Raw genomic sequence first — 21632 nt, 5'->3', positions numbered from 1 at the left:
TCAGAATTTCGAAAGTTACATCTAATAACATTGTTTTTCTTCAAAGAAAATAAGAAAAATCCTTGACAGAAACCTTCCAAACTTTCAAACGCCGTAAAGACTTTCTCTGCCTCACCGTTCAGGATGAGCATGCCATGCGGAGTCTGCACGACGCCCTTGGCACCCAGGCACACGGCTTCGTGGAAGGCTTCTACCGTCACCTGCTTTCCTTTCCTGAGATGCGTGCATTGCTGCCGGACGACGAGGCACTGCACAGGCTCAAGACGCTACAAATGCGTTACTTTCTCAGGCTCACAAAAGGCACCTATGACGAGGCCTATGGAGATGAGCGCCAACATGTGGGTTTGGCTCATGCGCGTATTGGACTGTCGCCCGGCTGGTATCTGGGTGCCTACAGTCACTACCTCACTGAGCTCCTTCCGCGAATTACTAGACTGCCCGAACTGACGCCAGAGCAGCGTAACGACGCAATCCAGGCATTGATCAAGGTGGTCCTGCTGGATATCGGGCTGGCCATCGATAGCTACATCACACATCGCGATACGCTGATAGCCGAACTTCGAGACTATGGCGCAGCTTTCGCGCACCTACCGCACGGCACGCTTGTGGTCACGGATGAGCTGAATGTGGTGTTTGCCAACCAGGCCTTCGCACAACTCGCAGGCCAAACACCAATGGCGCTAGCGAAAGGAGACCCGCTACCGGCCTTTATGGATGTAGGCAGCTTACCTGCATTGGTGAAGCAAGCGCTACAGCATCAACATGCCAGGGGAAGGTCGCAACTGCATTTCCACGCTCAAGCATTGGCGATCCCGGTTTCCATCACTGTCCACTCTCTGCAACAGCCCGACGGCCACGCTCAGCCACGGTTGCTGATCACCGTTGAAGATCTGCGCAAACAGGAGCAACTCAATCGTGACTTGCTCAATGCCCAGGAGGTGGCCAACATCGGTACCTGGCTCTCATACTTTGACGGCAAGCCTTCCCTCACGCCTCAAGCGGCACGTATCCTTGGTTGGCCAGTAGGCCAGCCTTTCAAATATGCTGATTTACTTGGCTGCGTGCATGCAGAAGACCGCGCATACGCAGATGCACAATGGAAAAAAGGGCTTGCCACTGGCCATTACGCGTTCGAAATGCGCATCCAGGACGGCACCAGCGTCCGCTGGGTGGATGCGCTTGGCACGATCGAGCATGACGTGACTGGCAAGCCGGTCCGGGGCTACGGCACGCTACTCGACATCACGGAGCGCAAACGGACCGAACGGCGCATGGAGAAGCTGGCGTTCTTCGATGCGCTCACAGGGTTACCTAATCGCTTTCACGGCATAGATTTGGCTCAACGCCTGCTCGACATCGCAGGCCAACGAGGTCAGCAGGCCACGGTGCTGTTCGTTGATCTCGACCGCTTCAAGGAGATCAACGACTCGCAGGGCCATTTAGTGGGAGACGACTTGCTTGCTGAAGTGGCAAGGCGGTGCGAACGCACGCTCGGGGGAGAGGGTGTGGTGGCTCGCCTGGGTGGCGATGAATTTATGTTCGTGCGCACACTCGCCGAAGGCAACGATACTATGGCCTTGGCCCATGAGGTCTGCTCAACATTGGCAAGTCCCATGAGGGTGGACGATCTTTGCTTCGAAGTGGGGGCAAGCGTCGGAGTAGCTCTTTACCCCACGCACGGTCACAGCGTAGACGAGTTGCTCCAGCGCGCCGATATCGCAATGTACCAAGCCAAAACGCAAGGCGGCGGCAATTGCCAGCTCTACGATGCACAAATGGGCCACCGGCTCCAGCGGCGCATTGCACTTGGTGTAAAACTGGAGGAGGCTCTCGCGCAATCACGCTTGGAATTGCACTTCCAGCCCAAGATAGCTTTAGATTCGTATGCGTTATACGGCGTAGAAGCGCTCGCACGTTGGCACGACGAAGAGTGGGGCTGGGTGAGCCCCGCCGAGTTTATCTCCGTTGCTGAGGAGCGCGGCCTCATCATCGCGCTCGGCGACTGGAGCTTGGACGCAGCAGCTCGTCAGTGGCGGGCCTGGAGTTCTGCCGGCATAGCGCAGCCGCCTGTGATTGCCGTCAACGTATCGGCTGCGCAGATGATGAGTGACTCCTTCTCCGAGCGTGCCTTGGCGATCATGCGCGCGCACGGCGTGAGCCCACGATGCATCGAATTGGAGATCACCGAGTCGGCGCTGATGCATGACCCTGCCAAGGCTAAGCGCGTTGCTTCCCAGTTAGTGAAACAGGGCTTCACGCTATCTATCGACGACTTTGGCACTGGCTACTCTTCGCTGGCGCGGCTACAGAGCTTTCCCGTTTCTCGGCTCAAGATCGACATGTCTTTCGTACGCGGCATGTTCAGCGAGCCTGGCAGTCTCGCCATCGTGACAGCAGTCATTGGCCTGGCCCATGCGCTGCAACTGCGGACGGTGGCCGAAGGCGTGGAAACACAAAGCCAACTCGACAAACTTCGCGACCTGCACTGCGACGAAGTACAAGGCTACTTTTTCTCGAAAGCTGTTCCCGCAGCCGAGTTGACACGCGACTGGCTGTCCCTCTGACCCTCCTCAAAAACACCATAAAAAAGAATATTCTATGCGGATCAATTTGCCAGTCACTACCAATGAGTTCACGTTTCCGGAGCGAGACACTCTGGTCTCGGTCACGGATACCAAGGGCCGTATCACTTATTGCAACCCCGCATTCGTTCACGTGAGCGGCTTCGCACACGAGGAGTTGCTGGGCCAGCCCCACAACCTGATCCGCCACCCTGAAATGCCCGCCGAGGCTTTCCGCGATTTGTGGCAAACCATATCGGCAGGCCTTCCTTGGACCGGCATCGTGAAAAATCGCCGCAAGAATGGAGATTTTTACTGGGTACAGGCCAACATCACACCCTTGCGTGACGGCGAGCAGATCACGGGCTTCCTGTCGGTGCGCACGTTTCCTGTGCGCGAACATGTGCTTGTCGCAGAAAGGCTCTATGCCACCATGCGTGCCGAGGCGGAAGCTGGATGTGCCGTCCATACGCTACACCATGGAGCCGTACTGCGCCAAAATCTGAGTGGACGCTTGACGCGGCTACTGGCTCCTTCTACGTTTGTGCGCCTGCTGCTGGTACTGACGCTAGCTGTAATGCTTCCGCTACTGCTCACGTGGCTGAATGTCCCCTGGCTAGTCACGGGCAGTGCGGCCTTGTTGGCCGTGGCTGTGTCGTCTTTTCTGACTCACTCGCTGGCTATCGCGCCGCTGCAAGAACTTGTGCACGATGCCAATCAGCTGGCATCTGGAGACCTGTCGCACGCAATGCGTACAGGTGCCAGCGGCAGTGTCGGAAATCTTCAGCGCGCACTGTTTCAACTGAGTGTGAACTTGCGCACTGTGGTGAGCGACGTGCGCCAGGAGGTAGGGCACCTGGAGATTGCCGTGCAGGAAATCGCCAGCGGCAACCACAACCTGTCGTCCCGCACCGAAACTCAAGCCAGCAGCCTGGAGCAGACTGCCGCATCCATGGAGCAGATTAATGGCACAGTGCATAACAGCGCCCTAGCCGCCAGCCGTGGCGCCTGTTTTGCAGAAGAAGCTTCGAGCATCACACAACGCAGCAACGATGCCGTGCAGGCCGTGGGCCAGACCATGCTGGGCATCGCTGAATCGTCACGACACATTGAAGACATCGTGCACCTCATCGAGGGCGTGGCCTTCCAGACGAATATTCTTGCGCTGAACGCGGCCGTAGAAGCTGCGCGTGCGGGAGGGGCTGGGCGGGGCTTTGCTGTGGTGGCGTCGGAGGTGCGCACGCTATCTGCACGCACCGCCCAGGCAGCGCGCGATATTAAGCAGCTCATCGGCGACTCGGCCGAGCGCGTGGCATCGGGCGCCACCGCTACAGGCGAAGCGCGCGAGCGCATGGCCGAAGCATTGTCAGCGGTGCAACGCGTAAGTGCTGTGCTGGGTGAAATTAGTACCGCAGCCATAGAGCAGCAAACCGGTATCTCACAGGTCAACGCTGCTGTGGCGCACATGGACTCGATCACCCAACAAAACGCTGCGATGGTGGAGGAACTGGCCGCAGCCGCGCAATCGCTGCGAGGTCAAGTAAACAGTGTGAGCAACTCAATGCGCCTATTCCGTCTCGAGCGCGGCGAAGCGCCTTTGTCGCAAGCCAATGCAGTGGAACTGCGGCGAATAAATCGGCTGCGGTAAATGAAAGAATAGGTAGTGTTTGTCTATCTGCCTAGAGACCTTCCAACCAGCCCATGCGTTCGAAAAACAGATGGTATTGGGGGATGCGGACAAAAACTTGGACTACTGAGAGGTAGTTCATGTATTCATACGAAGATCGAATCCGCTCGGTGATGCTCTACATCAAGCTAGGCAAACGAGTCGCGGCAACCATTCAGCAGTTGGGCTATCCCTGCAAGAATTCGCTCAAGGGCAGGCACTGCGAGTACGAGCAGGATCGGGACTTGAAGACCGCGGTTGTTCGCCCGCCGAAGTTCACCCGGGAGCAAAAGGCTCGGGCCGTCGAGCACTATCTGACGCACGGGCGCTGCGTGGCTTTCACAATCAAGGCTCTTGGCTATCCCGGGAGGGCCTCACTTCACGCTTGGGTTCAAGAGCTCAATCCCCGGGCTCGGCCACGCATGCTCGGAGCATCGTTGAACGAGAACAAGCACGCTGCGGTGCTTGCGCTGTGCACACGGTAAGGAAGTGCCCAAGCCATTGCTGACGATGTTGGTGTGTGTCGAGAGACGCTGTACAACTGGCGCAATGAACTATTGGGGCCAGAGGCTCTCGCATCGATGAAGCGCTTCAATGATTCTTCAACGAGTTCGGAGCTGCCTCAGTTGGAGCAGCAACTCCAGACACTACGCCGTGAAGTGAGACGGTTGCAGTTGGAGCAGGAGCTATTGAAGAAGGCGAATGAGCTCCTAAAAAAGAATCAGGGCATCATCCTTCATCTCCTTAGCAATCGGGAACAGACACTTCTGGTTGATGCCCTGCGCCATGTGTACTCGCTTGCCGAGTTGCTCGCCTCGCTAGTCCTGGCTCGCAGCACGTACTTCTACCATCGAGCTCGGTCCAACGCTGGCGAGAAGTATGTCGCTGTGCGCCGAACGATCACCGACACCTTCGAGCGCAACCATAGCGCTATGGCTGCCGTCGCATCCAGGCCTCACTGGTCAGGCAATGCGTGTGGATCTCGGAGAAGGTGGTTCGGCGCCTGATGAAGCAGGAAGGGCTGGTGGCAGCTGCGCCCAAACTGGCTCCTACTTGGGAGAGATCAGCCCGGCCCCTGAGAACTTGCTGAACCGTAACTTCAATGCCACTGCACCTAACCAGAAGTGGCTGACCGACATCTCGGAGTTCCAACTGCCAGCCGGCAAAGTCTATCTCTCGCCCATGATCGATTGCTTCGATGAATTGGTGGTGAGCGGGTCTATCGGAACACGCCCTGACGCTGAACTGGTCAACACGATGCTGGATGCCGCGATCGCCAAGCTGAATGACAGCGAGGTGCAACCTGTGGTTCACTCCGACCGAGGCGCCCACTATCGCTGGCCAGGATGGTTGTCACACATCGCGGATGCCAAGTTAGTGCGCTCAATGTCACGCAAAGGCTACTCACCGGTATATATTCAAATGGTCAATGCAACACAATGACCGCCACTGGCGCAAGGAGCGTTGGCATGAAGCAAAGACTGCGGATTTACTACACCGAAGTGCAGAAAGCCCTGATGTGGGATTGCTGGAAAGTTGGCGATACCTTGCACGAGATCGGCAAGCTGTTTGATCGACCACACACCTTCATTCACACCATCTTGAGTGCGACGGGCGGCATCCGGCCACCAGCGAGGCGTCGGTCTCGCTGAGCATTGACCATGTCTGAGCGAGAAGAAATCTCTAGGGCATTGGCCGCAGGTGAAATGGAGCTCATTCATATTTGCGGATGCCGAGTGAATCCCAATCAACTTTCCTGTACTTCATCGAATTGGTTGAACACCTATTGCAGTTGGAGCTCGGAAGGATATATGGAGTCTGGGGGCGATTCAGGCAGGGGGATGCGAGATCGTTTGCGTTGTTCTATTCAGTTTCGATAAAATGTAAACTATGTATCTCGAGACTTACAGGCACTTGTTCGCCATTGTTTGACTTCTAGGAAAGCGATTTGTACATAGCATCCCTAGCAAGACCCACTTCTGAGGCAACCAAGCTTGTCAGCATGCTCGCCCCAGGGAAGATAAATGCCAGAAAAGAACAAATTCAATGATGAAGAGTGGAAAGCAGATGAGTGGCGGACTCTCCTCGAACAACTCATTGCAGAGGGAGTGCTTTCCTAGAAAGAAATCACAACACTCATTCAAGGGCTGAAACTGGCAGCATATTGAACCCTGTCCATCATATGACCATCCGCGTCTTCATCATATGTTGCCACACCACGCCGCACACTAAAGGCGGCGTGCTAGCGGAGGCGATAACAGGTGCACTGGAGCGAGTCGGCATTGCGTATCGTTTAAGCGACCTTGCCGCTAGCCGCTTCAATCCAATCGCAGGCCCCTTAGACTTCCTACCGACTCTGCCATTCCAACCCAGCTATCGAGCCTCACAAAAGCTGGCAGTGCGGTGCGATGGCTTTGCAACGGATATCAGGATCGAGCAAGACAATCTGATGTGGGCAGACCATGTCGTATTTATCTTTCCGATCTGGTTCTTCGGCATGCCGGCGGTGTTAAAAGGTTGGGTCGAGAGGGTATTGGCCCGCGGTTTCGCGTATGGCGGTACCATGGAATACGGCACCGGCGGTATGGCTGGCAAGACTGTCCACGCCTTGATAACGGCCGCTGCCGACCGCGACGATTACACAGAGTACGGTAAACACATTCCACTCGATCTGCTTCTGCAAGCCTGTTTCGACCTGCCAATGCGATATGTCGGATTCGAACTCGGTGTGCGTGAAGTCCTTTGCGCAGTCGAAAAGGACACCGCGGACGATTTCGCGTTGAGGGCGAAACACGAAGCGCAGAAGCTGGCAGTACTCATCTCATTGAATACTAGGGGCAGGAAACACACCAATGGAAGTCCATCCCAAGGCTGAAGCAGTTCGCCAGCAAGCGGCGGCGCGGAGCGCCACGTTCCTATATGTCGTATTCGGTAGCTCCGTGAGCGCTGGTGACACTGCGACAACTTGCTTACTGGAGACTTGCATGCGCTCGTTGGTGCGTCCTGGCACGGCAATCGTCAATGGCGGTTACCAGGGCACCATGACGGCCAGCGCAAGCGCGGTGCGGCGCGCTGGCGGTACGGCGATCGGGGTGCCATGTGCGAATCTGGAAGACGCCATCGCCTATGAACATTTTGATCTGGTCTTTCCCGCCACCGATCATTGGGAAAGGCTGCGCATACTGATTGAGGTGGCGGACGCCTTTATCATCCTGCCCGGCGGCATCGGCAGTATCGTTGAAATCGCGGCCGCCTTGTGGTCGACGGATCGTGGCTTCGGATCGCGCCGACCCATGCTCTTCCTGGGTAATCACTGGAAAGAGTGGTTGCGTGTCAGCGGCGCAGGTAATCTAGCCTTCCGGCGCAACGACACGCTGCATTGCGTGACCTTCGCTACCCACTCTCAAGAGGTCGAAGCCTTCTTCGGGGTCACAGACAGCTCGAATCCCGTTCCGGCAACGATAGACAACGCCGGCTGGTGGGAACGCGCTCTACACGATCACCTAGCTAGCGAGTATTACGACCTGCCTGGTTTCGTGGTCGATCTAGCCCGCCTGACGATCGGCGAGGATGACCTACTCGCGCTTGGCCCTCTCGATGGCAAGGACGTACTGCACTTGCAATGCAACTTTGGGCTGGACACGATCAGCCTGGCTCGCCTTGGCGCGCGCGCAGTCGGCGCTGACAACTGCGTCCCGGCGCTGGCCGCCGCCCGAGCCCTCGCGGAGCGCTGCGCAGCTGATGCCATCTTTGTCGAGTGGGATGCGAATGGTGGCGATCTCGCACAATGCGTCGGCGAAAGGCAATTTGATACCGTATTCGCAAGTTACGGCGTGCTGGACTGGGTTGCCGATCTGCATGACTATTTCATGCAGGCCTGCGCCGTGCTGCGTCCCGGCGGCATGATGTATCTGGTCGAAGTGCACCCGGTCGCAAAATGGCTGATGCGGTGTGAAACTGACAGTAACGCCGCTTATTGCGCTCAGACCATGACGCACGAAAGAGGTGCGTCTTATGCGACCGGCGCCGAGTTCGGCGCCTTGACAGCCTATGCGCATCCGCTGCACGCCATCGTCACCGCAATGCTGTTGGCAGGTCTGGAGCTGGTTTTGATGGAGGAGCGTCCAAGCTCATCTTACCGCTTCCATCGTTCGATGACAATGCAAAGTGACGGACGCTGGGCCTGGCCCAAGCTGGCCGATGGCGCGCCAATGATTCTCGCGCTCGGAGCGCGCAAGGCGGCATGATGGAAAGCACGTCTGCTCAAACGGGGGTCGTCACCAAGGCCGATGCGCAATTTTTTGATGGTATTAATGCCTTGCTGGCAAGCCTGCGGGTCTGGCATCCGGCATGGCCGATAACGGTTGTCGATTGCGGGCTAACTCTACCGCAGCGAGCAGCGATATTGCGGCATGAGGGTGTCAAACTCGTGGCCGCGGTCGACCGGGGTTTCGTCATCCCCGAAGTAATGCGCCATTACTACACGAGCGCCGTCTATGGTTTTTTTTCGGTGCATGACCACCTGTATCCGGTCACGATCCATCTCGACGCCGATGCTGTGGTACTGGGCAAGCTCGACGATCTGGCTGCAGCGGCGGTCGCAGATCCAGGTATTTGCGGCGTGCCGGACTACCCTGAGCTGACGCTCGCCTATCAACTTGGTGAACTGGCGGGCGCACGCGATGCCTTGGATGGGGCTGTGCCCGGCGCTGACCTCGACTCGCGGACGTTCAACGGTGGCGTGTTCGCAGTCGATGCGCGATATTACGAAGAGCGAATGCGTCCCTTCGTCGATCGCCTGTTGCCGCACCATGAGCTATTTTGGGGGAACGACATGGCCATCATGAACTTTGCAGCATATGCTGCCAACCGTAGCCGCCCATACATCGACCCCGGCCATATCTACAACACCCGGCACTCCTATCGTCGCGCTCCCGGCCTCGCACCGAATCGCATCGCCGGATGGGACCGGCGTGGCCTACCCAAACTTGTCGGCCCGTTCGGCCGCGTGAGGGTCTTGCACTTCGTCGGAAAAGACAAGCCGTGGGCAACGACGCTGCCGGACAACGATTCGGTCGCATGCTGGCGCGTGTATCGCGAACTGGCCCGTCAAACAACTGGATTATGATGTGAATACCCCAATCGTATTAGGCCTGCACAAGGATCGCTGGCATGACACCGGCGCTGCGGTCGTTACCGTGGGGGCGGATGGCAGACGCCTAATCGCGCACTGCAATGAAGAACGGCTCGACCGCGAAAAAAGTAGCCGCGCATTCCCGGCGCTGTCGACTGCGGCCTGCCTAGCCGAACTCGGTATGAGTGATCCGCGCGAGGCGGACCTGGTGGTGTTGGACTGGACCATGAATGGGCAAGACTGGCGCCGCGATTTCCGGCGCAATTCCTGCCGCACGGACGTCTTTCTGAATGTGATCGACGCCCAGCGTTTGCGCATGGTGCGGCACCATGCCTGCCATGCGGCCGCCAGTTTCTTCACCTCGCCGTTCGAGCGCGCCGCGGTGCTCGTCGTCGACGGCCGCGGCTCCGAATACGAAACGCAGTCGCTCTGGGTTGGTCGCGGCCACTCGCTCGAGTTGGTGGCGCGTACCAGCGCAAATGGTATTGGCCTCCTGTATGAAGCCGTCACCCGTCGCATTGGTTTCGGTCCGCTTGAAGCCGGCAAGACTATGGGATTGGCACCATTTGGCTGCAACGACCTCCGGCTATCGACGGCGTTTAAGGCCGATTTCGATGGCATCTTGACCGATTACGGCTCTTTGTGCGGCCGCGACGACGAACTGTATGTCGATCTCGGGCCGCTAGGGGACGAGAACCAACGCGCCACCGTAGCCTTGGCCGTGCAGCAGGAGTGCGAACGAGTCATGCTACATCTCGCCGAATGGGCCCGCCGCGAGACCGGTGAAGTCAATCTGTGCCTGGGTGGCGGGGTTGCCTTGAACGGCGTCGCCAATTTCCGGATCCTGCGCTCCGGGATTTTCGAGCAAGTCTTCATCAACCCGGCTTGCTCGGATACCGGCATCGCACTAGGCGCTGCCTTATGGGGGCTGCACGTGGAACTTGGCGTGGAGCGAGTCTACGAGGACGTCTCGCCCTATACCGGTCCGAGATACGGAGCCTCTCATTACCAAGCAGCGGTGGCCATGGCGCAGGACAGCGGTGCAGCGCTCGTGCATACCGACGCCCCCGACGAGAAGGCGACAGCCTTGCTGGCGAAAGGGCGTAGCGTGGCGCTGTTCCAGGGACGCTCGGAGATGGGGCCGCGTGCACTGGGCCACCGCTCGATTCTGATGAGCCCTTTCACCGCCGCCAATCGTGAGCACCTCAACCGCATCGTCAAGCGCCGTGAACCGTTTCGCCCGTTCGCGCCGGTGGTGCGGCTCGAGGATGCGGAAGAATACTTCAGCCTAGGCATCGCGAGCCCGTACATGCTGTATGTGTGCCCAGTACGCGAGCGCTGGCGCGAGCGGCTCGCCGCCGTCACGCATATCGACGGGAGCTCACGGCCCCAGACCCTGGCGCACGACCAGAACCCGAAACTTCGCCGGCTCCTAGCGGAGTTCGGCCGACTCAGTGGCGTCCCGGTTCTGTTGAATACATCGTTCAATATCGCCGGCGAACCGTTGGTGGAAAGCCCGGCTGATGCTGTGCGCTGCTTCCTGAACTCGGCATTGGATGCGTTGTTGCTTGACGATGTACTGCTCGAAAAACGCTATCTCGCGCAGGAACTGCCATGAACCCGGTGCCCATCTGCTTGGTCGCACACCGGCGCCCGGCCCTGACCGCGTACTGCTTGGCGGCCTTGGCGGATTGCCCGGAAGCCCGGGACAGCGAACTGCACGTGTTCGTCGACGGTCCTCGCGACAAAGGCGAGGCGCTACTGACGCAGCAGGTGGCAGCGTTGTGCCGCACCGCGCGCGGCTTCGCAGCAGTCCATGTGGCCGAACGCGAGTGGAACGCAGGTATGGCACAGGCGGTGGTGGCAGCGATCGATACGATGCTTGCCAAGTATGAATGCGCGATCGTGGTCGAGGATGACCTGCTGGTCGCTCCGGGCTTCCTGACTTTCATGAACCGAGGCCTGCAGGCATATGGTGGCGACGCGGAGGTGATGGGCATATCGGGATATGTCATGCAAGACCTGCGCGGGTCGCTCGGCGAACGCGCTGTATTTTCGCGCCGCGCGGCATGCTGGGGTTGGGCCGTGTGGGCCCGATCTTGGCGCCGGCTGGACCGCTCCCGTGAGCGCTTGTTGGAACGGATCGCGTCCACTGGCTTAGCCGCATTCCTTGACCCCGAGGGCGGGATGTCGATGACCAATAGGCTACGCCAGGGCGTGCTCGGCCAGGACAATTCCTGGTCGCCTATGTGGTTTGCCTCTGTGGCCTTGGCCGACGGCTTGTTCCTGTATCCGCCGGTCTCGCTGGTAAATAATATCGGCTTCGACGGCGACGGAACTCACAAGCTTGCCACCAGTGCCTACGACGTTGCCCTGCACGATAGGGATGCGGATTTTCTCCTGCCACTAGAGGTGAAGGAGCATCCCGTGATCGATGCGCTATTCGTCGAAGCCTACCGCAAATCCCACTTGCAACGGCTCAAGGATGAGAAAGTCGCGGCGCATGGACCAATGTGACGTACTGGTGGTCGTCGCTCATCCGGACGACGAAACGATCTGGTGCGGGGCAACAATTGCCGCGCTCGCCGCGGCTGGGCAGCGGGTCGAGGTGGTGTCCGCGACCAATGGCGGCAATCCAGTCAGGCGGGATGAGTTCGCGCGGGCCTGCTTGGCACTGGGAGCTCGCCCCACGATGTTCGACTTGGCTGACAACAAACGCGCGGAATTGTCCCTCGACGATGGCACGCTTGCTGACTGGCTGCATGTCTTGCGGCCGTCGCTGGTGCTGAGCCATGGTGCGGATGGAGAACTGCATCGGCATCGCCACCATACGCAATGCGCAGCGCTGGTAGCTCGTTGGACACGGACGCATGACGTGCCGTTTCTGGCGTTCGCTCCGTTTGACCAGCCCAGGGAGGCACACGACGGTACCCTGAGGCAGCGCTTCGTGTCTCGCTGGGGCCATGCCAAGCAGGCGGCGCTTGCGGTGTACGTGAGCCAGGCCACCGTCATCGCATCGTTGGCTGCTGTGTGCGGCCCGAGCGAAGCATTTTCTGGCACGGCGCAGGCAATGGTCCGGCTGTTGGCCTTAGCACCAGACTTGGCATTATTGGATGAGAAAAACCATGAATAAGAAGCGGTGCCTGATCGCGTGGTGGGGTGCATTGGCGCGCGGCGGTGAAACGATCGGCGACCTGTATGCTGTTGTGCGCGTCTGCCGACTTGCGGAGCAGGCAGGATATAAAGTCAGCGTGGGCACTAATGTAATGTACCGGGAACTGCGCGAGTTCGATTGCGTTCAGTGGGATGCGCTCGCCCCCTGCGAGGTGGACTTGCTGCTGTTCGTCTGCGGACCGCTGATCGGTGAGTCTGCGGCCTTTGCGGCACTGATGGCCCGCTATGCCAGCGTGCCAAGCATGGCTGCCGGCGTCAGCGTCCTGACCGCGCAGGATGGAGAGTCCTGGAATCCGTTCGACGTCACGATCGCAAGGGACGGCATCGAGCCATGCTTGGGCGACCTAGCTGGCTTTCGGCCGCAGCCGCCGCGCGCGCCGCAAGCGATGCAACGGATCGGATTATGCCTTCGGCACGCGCAACGCGAATATGGTGCCGATGCTTCACTGCATGATGCCGCCGATGCGCTGGTGCGCGCCGCCATAAACATGCTTGGGGGAACGGTGGTCGTCCTCGATACCCGTTTGCACGGCCAAATTGCAAAAGCGCAGGCGATTGAGCATGCTTTCGAAGCGGTCGACCTAGTAATCACGACTCGCATGCACGGCGGCTTGCTCAGTCTAGCAAAGGGCACGCCAACCTTGGCCATCGACCAGATCCGGGATGGTGCGAAGGTGCGCTCGGTGTTGGGAGGGCTGGGGTGGCCTGTCATGCAAGCCGGCGTAGCGACTGTCGCCGATGTCGTGGACCAGGTACGGCAACTATGCTCGGATGATGTGCCGCGCCGCATTGCCGAGTTCCAGCGGCAAGCCTGCAACAGACATGCCGCGGCTGAGACGGCAGTGCTGGATGCTTTGCAGCGAATGTGGCAGCGGTGATGTACAAGCCTCTATTGATCATCCTCGATCCGGTCAAGGCGCCAGGCACGTCCTTCGTGCGGCCCCTGCTACTAACTCTGGAACAGTATTACCGGGTCGAGCTACACGAGTATGCCCCGCTGGGAATGGTCGCGCCGGCACTGGCCTTAGCCGACATCCTGTGGGTGGACTGGTCCACAGAGCATGCTGTGCTCGCCTCCAAGCTCAATCGCCTAGCACGCAAGCCCCTGCTGGTGCGGCTGCATTCCTATGAGGCGCTGGATACCGACTGCATCGAACGCATCGACTGGGCCAATGTGTCAACCTGCGTGGCGGTCAGCGAGACCATTCTCGGCATCGCGCACGAACGTTGCGCAGGCATGGCGCGATGTCATGTGTGCGTAATCGAGAACGGTATCGATCTGCACCGGTTCAAGGTCAACTACGACCAGCCAGGCTCTAGGCAGGCTCCTAAGATTGCCTGGGTAGGCGACCTAGCGCCGAAAAAAGACCCGGCGCTTGCCTTGCGGATCCTGGCCGATTTCCGTCGTGCGGGCGGCGAAGCAAGCCTGGCATTTGCCGGGGCCTGGAAAAGCCTTAGGGTACGCCTGCACCTGCTCGATTTAGTTGCAAAACTCGGGTTGCAGGACGTCGTGCACTTCGACGGGGTGGTTGACGACATGCCCCAATGGCTTGCCGACAAGGACGTCCTGCTGTCTACCTCGATGTTCGAGAGCTTTGGCTACGCGATCGGGGAGGCTCTGGCCATGGGCCTTGATGCCGTGGTGCTGACCTATCCTGGCGCGGAACGTGCATGGCCGGCGGACATCCTGGTGTGCACGTCCGCCGAAGCAGTCGAGCGCCTTCAACACGTTCAAAAACATCGATGGACTGGCTACGTCGCCGGGCGGTATGCGCTCGTTGATCAGGCCAAGCACATGGTCGCTCAGTTGCAGTCGATGTCGGCTTCTGGGCATGTGGGGGAATGATGGGTGGAGTGTGGTTTCTCTCGTATGAGCAGTTCCAGTGGGTACGACCAGGGCCTGAGGCGCTGGTTATTTCGATTTCCGACCGCTTTTATGAGGCCGAGGTCGAGCCCGGCTTTGCGGCTGTGCTACGCCTGCGGTTTTCGGACGTCGATCCAGCCCGGGAGGCAGTGCCGCGCGTCGCCGAATGCTTCACGCCGGATCAGGCAAGTGATCTGGTGGCATGGTGCGATCGTTGGCTGGAGCGTGGGAGGTATGCTCACGTATTCGTGCATTGCTGGGCGGGACGATCCCGTTCAGCCGCTATCGCTTGGTGGATCAGCAAGCAATACCACATGCATTTGCGGACGGCGTTCACTGTTCGGTTCATGAATGCGCATGTCCTTCGCCATTTGCCTGGGAATCATGCGTTACCGGAGCCTTCCGAGTTGGCGCCGGGTACTGATGCGGTCCGCTCGCTCGGTGAGTTGTTCGTGCCTTTGTCGTTTCTTGTGCCGTTTGGCCCAACTGAGATTGGTTTAGACGCATAGATTTTTGTTGAGCCTCCAAGCATGGGTTCAGCCGATGACTCACAGAAAAGTCGACCACGTGGAAGGATGCAAGAAAACGCATTCTCCGCCTCCTGACGTGCGCGTTGTGGACGGCGTGCCGGCACAGCTCGATCAGGACTTCAATTACCTGTTCCTGAACTCCGCCCAATAGATGAGTGTGATAAACGGTCTGTAGCTCATGTTTGCATCGCTTCTCTTCGCAGTCGTATAACCGATAACGGCGGCAATTCGTTGGCCGATGCTTGTGGGATCAGAAGAGTCGCTAGAGTGAAGCCGTCCAGATGTGCCATGAAGCTGTGTAGCGCACCCTGAAGCAGACCAGTTAGGCGGCAGTCACCAGCTAGCATGCAGCGATTGTCATTGGTAAAGCATTCGACCAGCGCAAAGTCTGGCTCCATTCCACGTACCACGGCCCCGAGATTGATCTGCTGCGGCTCATGGGCAAGGCGCATGCCGCCGCCCTTGCCACGAACCGTCTTTATCCACCCCTGCTGGGCTAGTTGGTGTGTCACTTTCATCATGTGCGCCTCGGAAATACCATAAGCCTGCGAGATCTCGGAAATCGTACACAGCCGCTCGGGTCGCTGGGCCACGTGCATAAGCAGTCGCAGCGCATAGTCAGTCATTAAGGTAAGACGCATTGACGGATTCCGTTCAAACAGATTTTCAGGACTTGATCGCGACGCGTCCTGAGGGCCGGCAGGTGGCCGGTTTTGTCAAATTAGCAATGGCGCAATGCGCCACCGGTACAAAGCAAAGGCTGGTCTCCGTGTCAGAGTCGATGCATTCAGCGTGGGCTTGAGGCCACCCGCTGACGGGAATGCCAGCATGCGCAACAACGTGGTGGCGAGCAGCAGCCCATATATGACTCTGTCAATGCGCAACTACTGACCCAGATGGCTCAGCACTGTACGCGTCATCATGTCGATGAACAGCACTGCAAAGCCAGCTATGCCGATCACATAGCCGACGGACAATGTCCAGTCAGCTAGATAGGAGCTGTAACTTGTAGCATCAACAATTGCTCGGATCTCTGCAGTCCCCAAGATGGTTGATAGCTTGGCAGACAGTGAATCGCAAGGCGATGTGCCGAGCATAGAAATCGTTATTGATGCTCTGCTTGGATAAGCTGAAGATGAATCAAACGTTCCAAGCTCTATGCCTGCAAGGACTTTACTTTTTTACGGGCCATAGCTAGCTTGAACAACTCCATGAAGCGAGGAGCTACGTTTGCGATGTGGAATTTCTTACCTGTTTTTAGTGCTGCACTGGAGTAGCGCTCGCGTCGTTTTGGGTCTGTCTTTAGTTGGCGAATTGCGAAGATCCAAGCATCGTCATTGTCGGGCATCAGCATTCCGTTAACATCATGCTGTACAAGTTCAGGAACAAATCCCCAGTTGGAGCCTATCACGCAACCACCTCGAGCCAGAATTTCCATCAATCCCCAGTTTGCAACGCCATAGCGAAGTGGATATAGAAACAAGTCTACTTCGGCTAGTATTCGCGAAAAATCTCGGTATGGCAAACAACCGGTAAACTCAATAACCTGTGCGGCGGGATAAATTTTGAGCAGATGCTCTTGAAAACTACCCACCTTGCCTTGATAACGCCGCTGCACCCACTGCGGTTCATATCCATAGGTCATGGCTTTAGCATCACCAATAGCGATAAACCGCATATCCTCTCCGTCTCCCTCACGCACAAGGCGATCAACTAGGCGGATATATGTCTCCAAACCCTTGGCACTGGAGAGATCACGGGCAGTAAATGCAACAGTGAATCGTTCATTTTCGTGCCGGATGGCTGCGTGAGACTCCCGCAGTGGAGGGGGGATATCGAACCCTTCAAATTGGACAGCGATGCTTCCTTGCAACTGTGGTGGAAACATCGATCGAGCATGGTGGCTGGGTGTGATGGTTAGATCGCTAAGGAGGACCTGATGGAAGTGCAACATTTCTTGATTGCGATCTGCCATTCGTTGCGAAGGGTCCGGTGGATATGCAGTATCCCAGCCATGCTGCCTATAGCTTGGAAATTCTATATAACTGACTACTGCCGCACTCAACTCGTCATAAAGCCAATTAGGGGCTCCCCATAGTGAATGACATACCACCAGATCAATGCGCTTGCAGTTTTCCTTTTCGAAGGTTTGCAATGCCTGAAGTACACCCCGGCAAATACGGGCAGAGCGCTCTAACTTGCTGGAGTAATAATAGCTTTGGGGACCAACAATTTTTCCGTCAGGCTGGAAGGAGAGTAGATGATCGCACTCATGCTCATGACGAGCCTTATGGCCGGGAGTAGTCATAAACCAGCTATCTGCCATGCCGGTATTACGTAAATGGCTGCATAGTAAAGTGTATTGGCTAGGATATACAGCACCGATAAATATAATGACGGGTTTTTCCTGCATGGAATAGACGGTCTTAATTGAGCTTGACGATCCTGAATTTGGCCGCGCAGTGGCGGCCAGATGAGACCGTTTAAAGTTGTGGCACTAAGGGCGTTGAATTCAGTAAATCTCAGACAGGAATTTCAAACAGGAACTTCTGGCTCCCCGTCGCTGATCTGGTATTTACGCATCTTTTCCCAAAGCACTTTGCGACTGATACCCAGATGCTGAGCCGTATTCTGCCGCTTCCAATCATGTGCACTGAGTGCAGAGATAATGCGATTACGCTCATCCATATCCCAGTTACTACGATTGGCCAGAACAGGTTCATTAACCGTTTCTGGTGGAAATGTGTTTGCAGAGTGACTTTGAGCGTATTGGATAATGCGCTCAATGGCACTTTCCTCTCCCCAAGTGCGTGTCTGACGTGCAGCAACACCAATGCGTTCTGCCAGATTGCGTAACTCACGCACATTGCCAGGAAAGTACATTTGAGCCACTGCATCCATAATGAAGAAGGGCGGGGTTCCCAGTTCGGTCATCATGGTTTCGCCGACTACATTGGACAAAATGCTTTGGAAAATCGCTAACTTGTCCTGCTCCCCACGCTCTTCAAGGCTAGGGATCTTCAGTTCGATCACGGCTAGACGAAAGAATAGGTCGGCGCGGAATTTACCTTCATGTACAAGTCCGCGTAGAGGCCTGTTGGTGGCCGTAACCAGACGAAAATCCAGACGGACTGGAGTAGTCGCTCCAAGGCGCGTTACTGAACGCTCCTCAAGTACACGCAGGAGTTTAACCTGCTGATATAGCGGCAGGTCGGCGATTTCGTCTAGAAAGAGCGTGCCGCCGTTAGCTTGCTCAAGGAAGCCTTTGTGTGCGGAGACAGCTCCGGTAAAAGAGCCCTTGGCATGACCGAAGAACAGCGATTCGAATAGTCCGTCGGGAATGGCGCCACAATTTACGACTATAAACGGGCCTTGACCATAACGGCTGTTGTGTTCATGGAGTCGCTCGGCAATACGCTCCTTACCCACGCCCGTTTCACCGATGATGAGCACACTGTGCTCACAGTCGGCAAAGGTATCTACATCGTGCAGCAGCTGCTGCATGCAATCGGATACTGCAATGATGTCACCCGAGCGTTCAACTTGTTGCTGATGACTTTGCATGCGCCGAAGCATTCGCACAAGCATAGCTCGTAGCTCGGCACCGGTGAAGTCAAAGGGTAGTACATGTGAGTATTCGGTTGCGTAGCTGCCGGGGTTGGCTTCGCGCTGGTTCGCACTGACCCACAGCACTGGCATGCCGAAAGTCCCTTCCACACCTTGGCGCGTGAAACGCGCCCCCTCAAGAGTTGAGACGCTGACTACTGCAATCGCATTGCCTAGTTCTCCGGTAACGACAGGCCGACTCAAACCGTCGGCGACGATTACTTCTACGCCTAGATTGAGCATGCAGCGTTCTACCCGTTCTGCAATATCGGCCTGTCCTTCCCAGACATAGATGACCAGCTCGTCCAGATTCACTGTGGGGTTCCTTGTTGTTGAATCATGAATGCCTAACAAAATCAGTACACCAATTGAGCTGAGTTGCAGTTGACTTCAATAGCCTTAACTTCACTTTTTCCCAAGTCCAGTCCAAGAACTTTGGTAAGCAGTGGAGAGAGCAACGAACTGCCCAATTGATTAAGTACCCATTTAATGGGCTTGAGTAAAGGTTGAAGGAGTGCACATAGAGCACCACCGCAAGTGACGCTGTCGGAGCTCCTGTCTTTGAGGGAGTTAACTAACGCATTGCTATTCGTCAGTGCGACTTGATTTTGGTTACGTTTGAGTAAATTGTTCAGGTTACTTAATGTGCAGGAATTCCAGGCTAGCAAAGAGGTCAGCAAGCCCGAGCAACTGATATAGCCATTGCCTAAGGTGGGAATGCCAACAACGTCCAGCAGGCTATAAGGGGTGCTGGTGTAAGCATAAAAAGCTGCTGAGAAAGTTCCGGGCTTCCACGAACTGGGAGGGCAGACAAAAAGCGCGCAAGACTGAGGAATCGCATTGTCAAAAGTAAAGTCACTTCCAACCAGCTTTCCCAGAGCCCCTTCTGTTCCAGGCTTGCCTTTGCCGTTGAGAATCAGATCGGTGGCATTTTTTACGTTATAGAAGCCGTTGACCTTGGTTTCTTCCAAATAGAGCTTGGCCAGCATTTCAATCTGTGCATTGCGAACATCTTCAGGATTGCCATCGGTATGCATGCCGTCCCAGTCGGAGCTAAGAATAGGAGGGGAAAAAAGGCCGCCTAGCAGATTGAATACAGTATTGAGCAGTGCATCCACCGTATCACCTAGGAATAGGCGGTTTTCCCGGGTCCATTGGGGTAAATCCACGACCAGATTGTTGATGTCGTCGTGATCCTGGAGCACATTGGTGATAATTGGGCCACGAACATTCAAAGACAGAGGTGTCTTAATCAGAATGTTTTCTTCGTCGGTTGCACTTTTATCGGTATGTCCGATGATGATTCGAGCCAGACGTGAATTGACACCTAGATCAATAGCAGGCTGGCTGTTGCGACTGGGGTTAGAGCAGTACACGGCATCCAGTGTGGCTTCTGCATGGACAGCTTCAACCTTAATTGGTAAGTTGACTCGCAGGCCAATCATGCTGAGAAGAGGGCCGAGCAGAGTCATGCGCTTGGAATCAATATCGAGATCGAGACGAACCTGTGCGCTATTGGCTTTGGTTCCAATGGGGCCAACACCAATACTGGGGGGTTCGACCACAGTCAGTTTGGCTTTTACAAGGTTCAGCACATTAAGCTCAGGGATGGAGATTGCATGTCCATTAGCACCCACCATGATGGCGGTTTTAATCAGATCGCTCACACCCAGTTGCAGATCTAGTGCAGCGTCGTTGGGTGATTTATCCGAGCCTGTAGAGAGGAAGGCCAGGATGCCAGGGTTGCTGGAGCCGTTCATAAGCGGCGTTTGCAGATCCAAGAGCTTTATAGAGTCTATTTTCCCCTCATTAAGAATATCGATGATAGCCTTCAGACTGGCCTTAGCTGTGCTGTCTGAAACGGCCTCCACTGAGGCATCTATTATGTTCAGCAAGGTCAGGTTGTTGAGCTGGAGTAACTGATCAGGAGAGAGCGCGGATAGGCCGCCAACTCCCAAGTCGATGCCCAACGCTTTAAGAAGGCCAGAAGGGGTTATCTTGGCATTGGCCAGACCTTCGGAGTCGAGCACGGTCAATTGATCGACATCTAGGCCTACTAATTTGAGTAATCTGCCAAGTGGTGCTTCCTCATTGAGACTTAGCAATTGAGAGCCGACTTGGAATGCAGCAACAGGAGTCTTGCGAGTGGCAATGGCTTCGGCAAAGAGAGTGCGATCCCAGGGAAAAAGCGAGAGAGTGGGGGATTGTCCTTTTGCTACTGCATAGGCTGCATTGACAGGGTGTAGGGTTATGTCATTGGTAAAGTGCTTGGGGGCACTCCATTGAGCACTCCAGTTCCCGCATACCACCGAGCGCTCGGCCAAGCCAGGCCAATGACGATCCAGACTGGTTTCTCCAGTTGTTTGGCATTCTGAGTAGTTATCCTGCTCCGCATTGATGCTTTGCGCTGCTTCCAAAGCTGCCAAGTCAGCAATGCGCTGAAGATTACGTTTTGCGTAATACATATAGCCAAGATCCACAACGCCAAGCATGGAGAAAATGACGCCGGCAACCAGTGCAAACTGCACAAGAAGACTCCCGCGTTGCTGGCGCTTACTTTTAGGAAGAAATCTCCCGTGTGAACGATGTAACTGAAGTGATTTGCTCGAATGCATGGCTCACCTTCTCATTGATGTGCCAGCAGGAGCACGCTTTGTGCCTGCAATTTTTGAGGGGTGCCCAGCAGGCCTTTCAGCGCGTGACTGCTGTCTCCAGGTAGTAATTGAAGCGGGTATGAAACGGTAAGAGTGATGTCTTGAGGGGTTTGAATCAGCGTGACCAGATTTTCCTGATCTTGTGACTCCAAATGAGACAGGCTCAACCCGCTTTGGATCAGACTATGTTCGACCACTGTCTTGGCCTCATGCTCTAGATCGATATTTTTAAATTTGCTGCCAAAGTAAAGTTCATGGACATAACGCGCTCCATCACCTGCCGCACGAACTACGGACTGCTGTGCTTGTAGTGCATGCCAGTACACAAAAATACCGAAAAATATAGTCAGCAATATGCTGACGAGCAGAGCAAATTCCACGGCAGCCACGCCTGTTTGCGTCCTGCGTAAAGAGGGGTAGAAAAGAGAAAATCGGTGGTACAT

At 56.3% G+C, this 21632-nt stretch carries 15 protein-coding genes and 2 pseudogenes; 12 read left to right on the top strand and 5 right to left on the bottom strand.

Annotation, left to right across the window (positions count from 1 at the left end; genetic code table 11):
- Positions 1-62: 62 nt before the first annotated feature.
- From F0P97_RS15335 to F0P97_RS15280, 12 genes and pseudogenes are all read left to right on the top strand, one after another.
- On the top strand, positions 63-2564 hold the full coding sequence (locus F0P97_RS15335; protein ID WP_182283020.1) for an EAL domain-containing protein: 2502 nt from the start codon (positions 63-65) through the stop codon (positions 2562-2564).
- A 34-nt stretch (positions 2565-2598) separates the two neighbouring features.
- Positions 2599-4209 carry a PAS domain-containing methyl-accepting chemotaxis protein gene (locus F0P97_RS15330; protein ID WP_182283019.1) on the top strand — a complete coding sequence of 537 codons (1611 nt, stop codon included), beginning with the start codon at positions 2599-2601 and terminating at the stop codon, positions 4207-4209.
- A 119-nt stretch (positions 4210-4328) separates the two neighbouring features.
- Positions 4329-5637, top strand: a pseudogene (locus F0P97_RS15325) (IS3 family transposase); the annotation flags it as partial.
- Positions 5638-5696: 59 nt separating this feature from the next.
- Positions 5697-5876, top strand: a pseudogene (locus tag F0P97_RS15320) (IS30 family transposase); the annotation flags it as partial.
- Between the two features lie 533 nt (positions 5877-6409).
- On the top strand, positions 6410-7102 hold the full coding sequence (locus F0P97_RS15315; RefSeq protein WP_003054485.1) for an NAD(P)H-dependent oxidoreductase: 693 nt from the start codon (positions 6410-6412) through the stop codon (positions 7100-7102).
- Positions 7080-8474: an LOG family protein gene (locus F0P97_RS15310; protein WP_050785734.1), complete on the top strand. Its 1395-nt coding sequence runs from the start codon at positions 7080-7082 to the stop codon at positions 8472-8474. Before F0P97_RS15315 ends, F0P97_RS15310 begins: the two co-directional genes overlap by 23 nt.
- Positions 8471-9355 (top strand): hypothetical protein, encoded by an 885-nt coding sequence (locus F0P97_RS15305; RefSeq protein WP_034400534.1) that lies wholly within the window; start codon positions 8471-8473, stop codon positions 9353-9355. The genes F0P97_RS15310 and F0P97_RS15305 overlap by 4 nt, the downstream gene beginning before the upstream one ends.
- A gap of 1 nt (position 9356) precedes the next feature.
- On the top strand, positions 9357-10979 hold the full coding sequence (locus tag F0P97_RS15300) for a carbamoyltransferase (RefSeq protein WP_003054492.1): 1623 nt from the start codon (positions 9357-9359) through the stop codon (positions 10977-10979).
- Positions 10976-11878: a glycosyltransferase family 2 protein gene (locus tag F0P97_RS15295; RefSeq protein ID WP_003054494.1), complete on the top strand. Its 903-nt coding sequence runs from the start codon at positions 10976-10978 to the stop codon at positions 11876-11878. The genes F0P97_RS15300 and F0P97_RS15295 overlap by 4 nt, the downstream gene beginning before the upstream one ends.
- Positions 11865-12494 carry a PIG-L deacetylase family protein gene (locus F0P97_RS15290; RefSeq protein ID WP_003054495.1) on the top strand — a complete coding sequence of 210 codons (630 nt, stop codon included), beginning with the start codon at positions 11865-11867 and terminating at the stop codon, positions 12492-12494. Before F0P97_RS15295 ends, F0P97_RS15290 begins: the two co-directional genes overlap by 14 nt.
- On the top strand, positions 12487-13413 hold the full coding sequence (locus F0P97_RS15285; protein WP_003054498.1) for a hypothetical protein: 927 nt from the start codon (positions 12487-12489) through the stop codon (positions 13411-13413). The genes F0P97_RS15290 and F0P97_RS15285 overlap by 8 nt, the downstream gene beginning before the upstream one ends.
- Positions 13413-14381 (top strand): glycosyltransferase, encoded by a 969-nt coding sequence (locus F0P97_RS15280; protein WP_003054500.1) that lies wholly within the window; start codon positions 13413-13415, stop codon positions 14379-14381. Before F0P97_RS15285 ends, F0P97_RS15280 begins: the two co-directional genes overlap by 1 nt.
- A 724-nt stretch (positions 14382-15105) precedes the next feature.
- On the opposite strand, the gene F0P97_RS15275 is transcribed toward F0P97_RS15280, so the two are convergent.
- From F0P97_RS15275 to F0P97_RS15255, 5 genes are all read right to left on the bottom strand, one after another.
- On the bottom strand, positions 15106-15570 hold the full coding sequence (locus F0P97_RS15275) for an RrF2 family transcriptional regulator (RefSeq protein WP_003054506.1): 465 nt from the start codon (positions 15568-15570) through the stop codon (positions 15106-15108).
- 515 nt (positions 15571-16085) lie between these two features.
- Positions 16086-17342 carry a glycosyltransferase gene (locus F0P97_RS15270; protein ID WP_003054509.1) on the bottom strand — a complete coding sequence of 419 codons (1257 nt, stop codon included), beginning with the start codon at positions 17340-17342 and terminating at the stop codon, positions 16086-16088.
- A gap of 122 nt (positions 17343-17464) precedes the next feature.
- A complete protein-coding gene (locus F0P97_RS15265; protein WP_003054511.1) occupies positions 17465-18850 on the bottom strand; it encodes a sigma 54-interacting transcriptional regulator in 1386 nt (461 codons plus the stop codon).
- A 41-nt stretch (positions 18851-18891) separates the two neighbouring features.
- Positions 18892-21063: a pilus assembly protein TadG-related protein gene (locus F0P97_RS15260; protein WP_003054512.1), complete on the bottom strand. Its 2172-nt coding sequence runs from the start codon at positions 21061-21063 to the stop codon at positions 18892-18894.
- 98 nt (positions 21064-21161) lie between these two features.
- Positions 21162-21632: a TadE/TadG family type IV pilus assembly protein gene (locus tag F0P97_RS15255; RefSeq protein WP_003054514.1), complete on the bottom strand. Its 471-nt coding sequence runs from the start codon at positions 21630-21632 to the stop codon at positions 21162-21164.

The sequence above is a fragment of the Comamonas testosteroni genome, from assembly GCF_014076415.1.
GTDB lineage: Bacteria > Pseudomonadota > Gammaproteobacteria > Burkholderiales > Burkholderiaceae_C > Comamonas > Comamonas testosteroni_F.
This window is presented reverse-complemented; position numbering and strand designations above follow the sequence as displayed.

What these genes read in the sequence shown, in the direction of transcription:
- F0P97_RS15330 (WP_182283019.1), top strand. Translation starts at nt 2,599, where the DNA reads ATGCGGATCAATTTGCCAGTCACTACCAATGAGTTCACGTTTCCGGAG.
- F0P97_RS15315 (WP_003054485.1), top strand. Translation starts at nt 6,410, where the DNA reads ATGACCATCCGCGTCTTCATCATATGTTGCCACACCACGCCGCACACT.
- F0P97_RS15310 (WP_050785734.1), top strand. Translation starts at nt 7,080, where the DNA reads ATGGAAGTCCATCCCAAGGCTGAAGCAGTTCGCCAGCAAGCGGCGGCG.
- F0P97_RS15305 (WP_034400534.1), top strand. Translation starts at nt 8,471, where the DNA reads ATGATGGAAAGCACGTCTGCTCAAACGGGGGTCGTCACCAAGGCCGAT.
- F0P97_RS15295 (WP_003054494.1), top strand. Translation starts at nt 10,976, where the DNA reads ATGAACCCGGTGCCCATCTGCTTGGTCGCACACCGGCGCCCGGCCCTG.
- F0P97_RS15290 (WP_003054495.1), top strand. Translation starts at nt 11,865, where the DNA reads ATGGACCAATGTGACGTACTGGTGGTCGTCGCTCATCCGGACGACGAA.
- F0P97_RS15285 (WP_003054498.1), top strand. Translation starts at nt 12,487, where the DNA reads ATGAATAAGAAGCGGTGCCTGATCGCGTGGTGGGGTGCATTGGCGCGC.
- F0P97_RS15280 (WP_003054500.1), top strand. Translation starts at nt 13,413, where the DNA reads ATGTACAAGCCTCTATTGATCATCCTCGATCCGGTCAAGGCGCCAGGC.
- F0P97_RS15275 (WP_003054506.1), bottom strand. Translation starts at nt 15,570, where the DNA reads ATGCGTCTTACCTTAATGACTGACTATGCGCTGCGACTGCTTATGCAC.
- F0P97_RS15270 (WP_003054509.1), bottom strand. Translation starts at nt 17,342, where the DNA reads ATGCAGGAAAAACCCGTCATTATATTTATCGGTGCTGTATATCCTAGC.
- F0P97_RS15255 (WP_003054514.1), bottom strand. Translation starts at nt 21,632, where the DNA reads ATGTACCACCGATTTTCTCTTTTCTACCCCTCTTTACGCAGGACGCAA.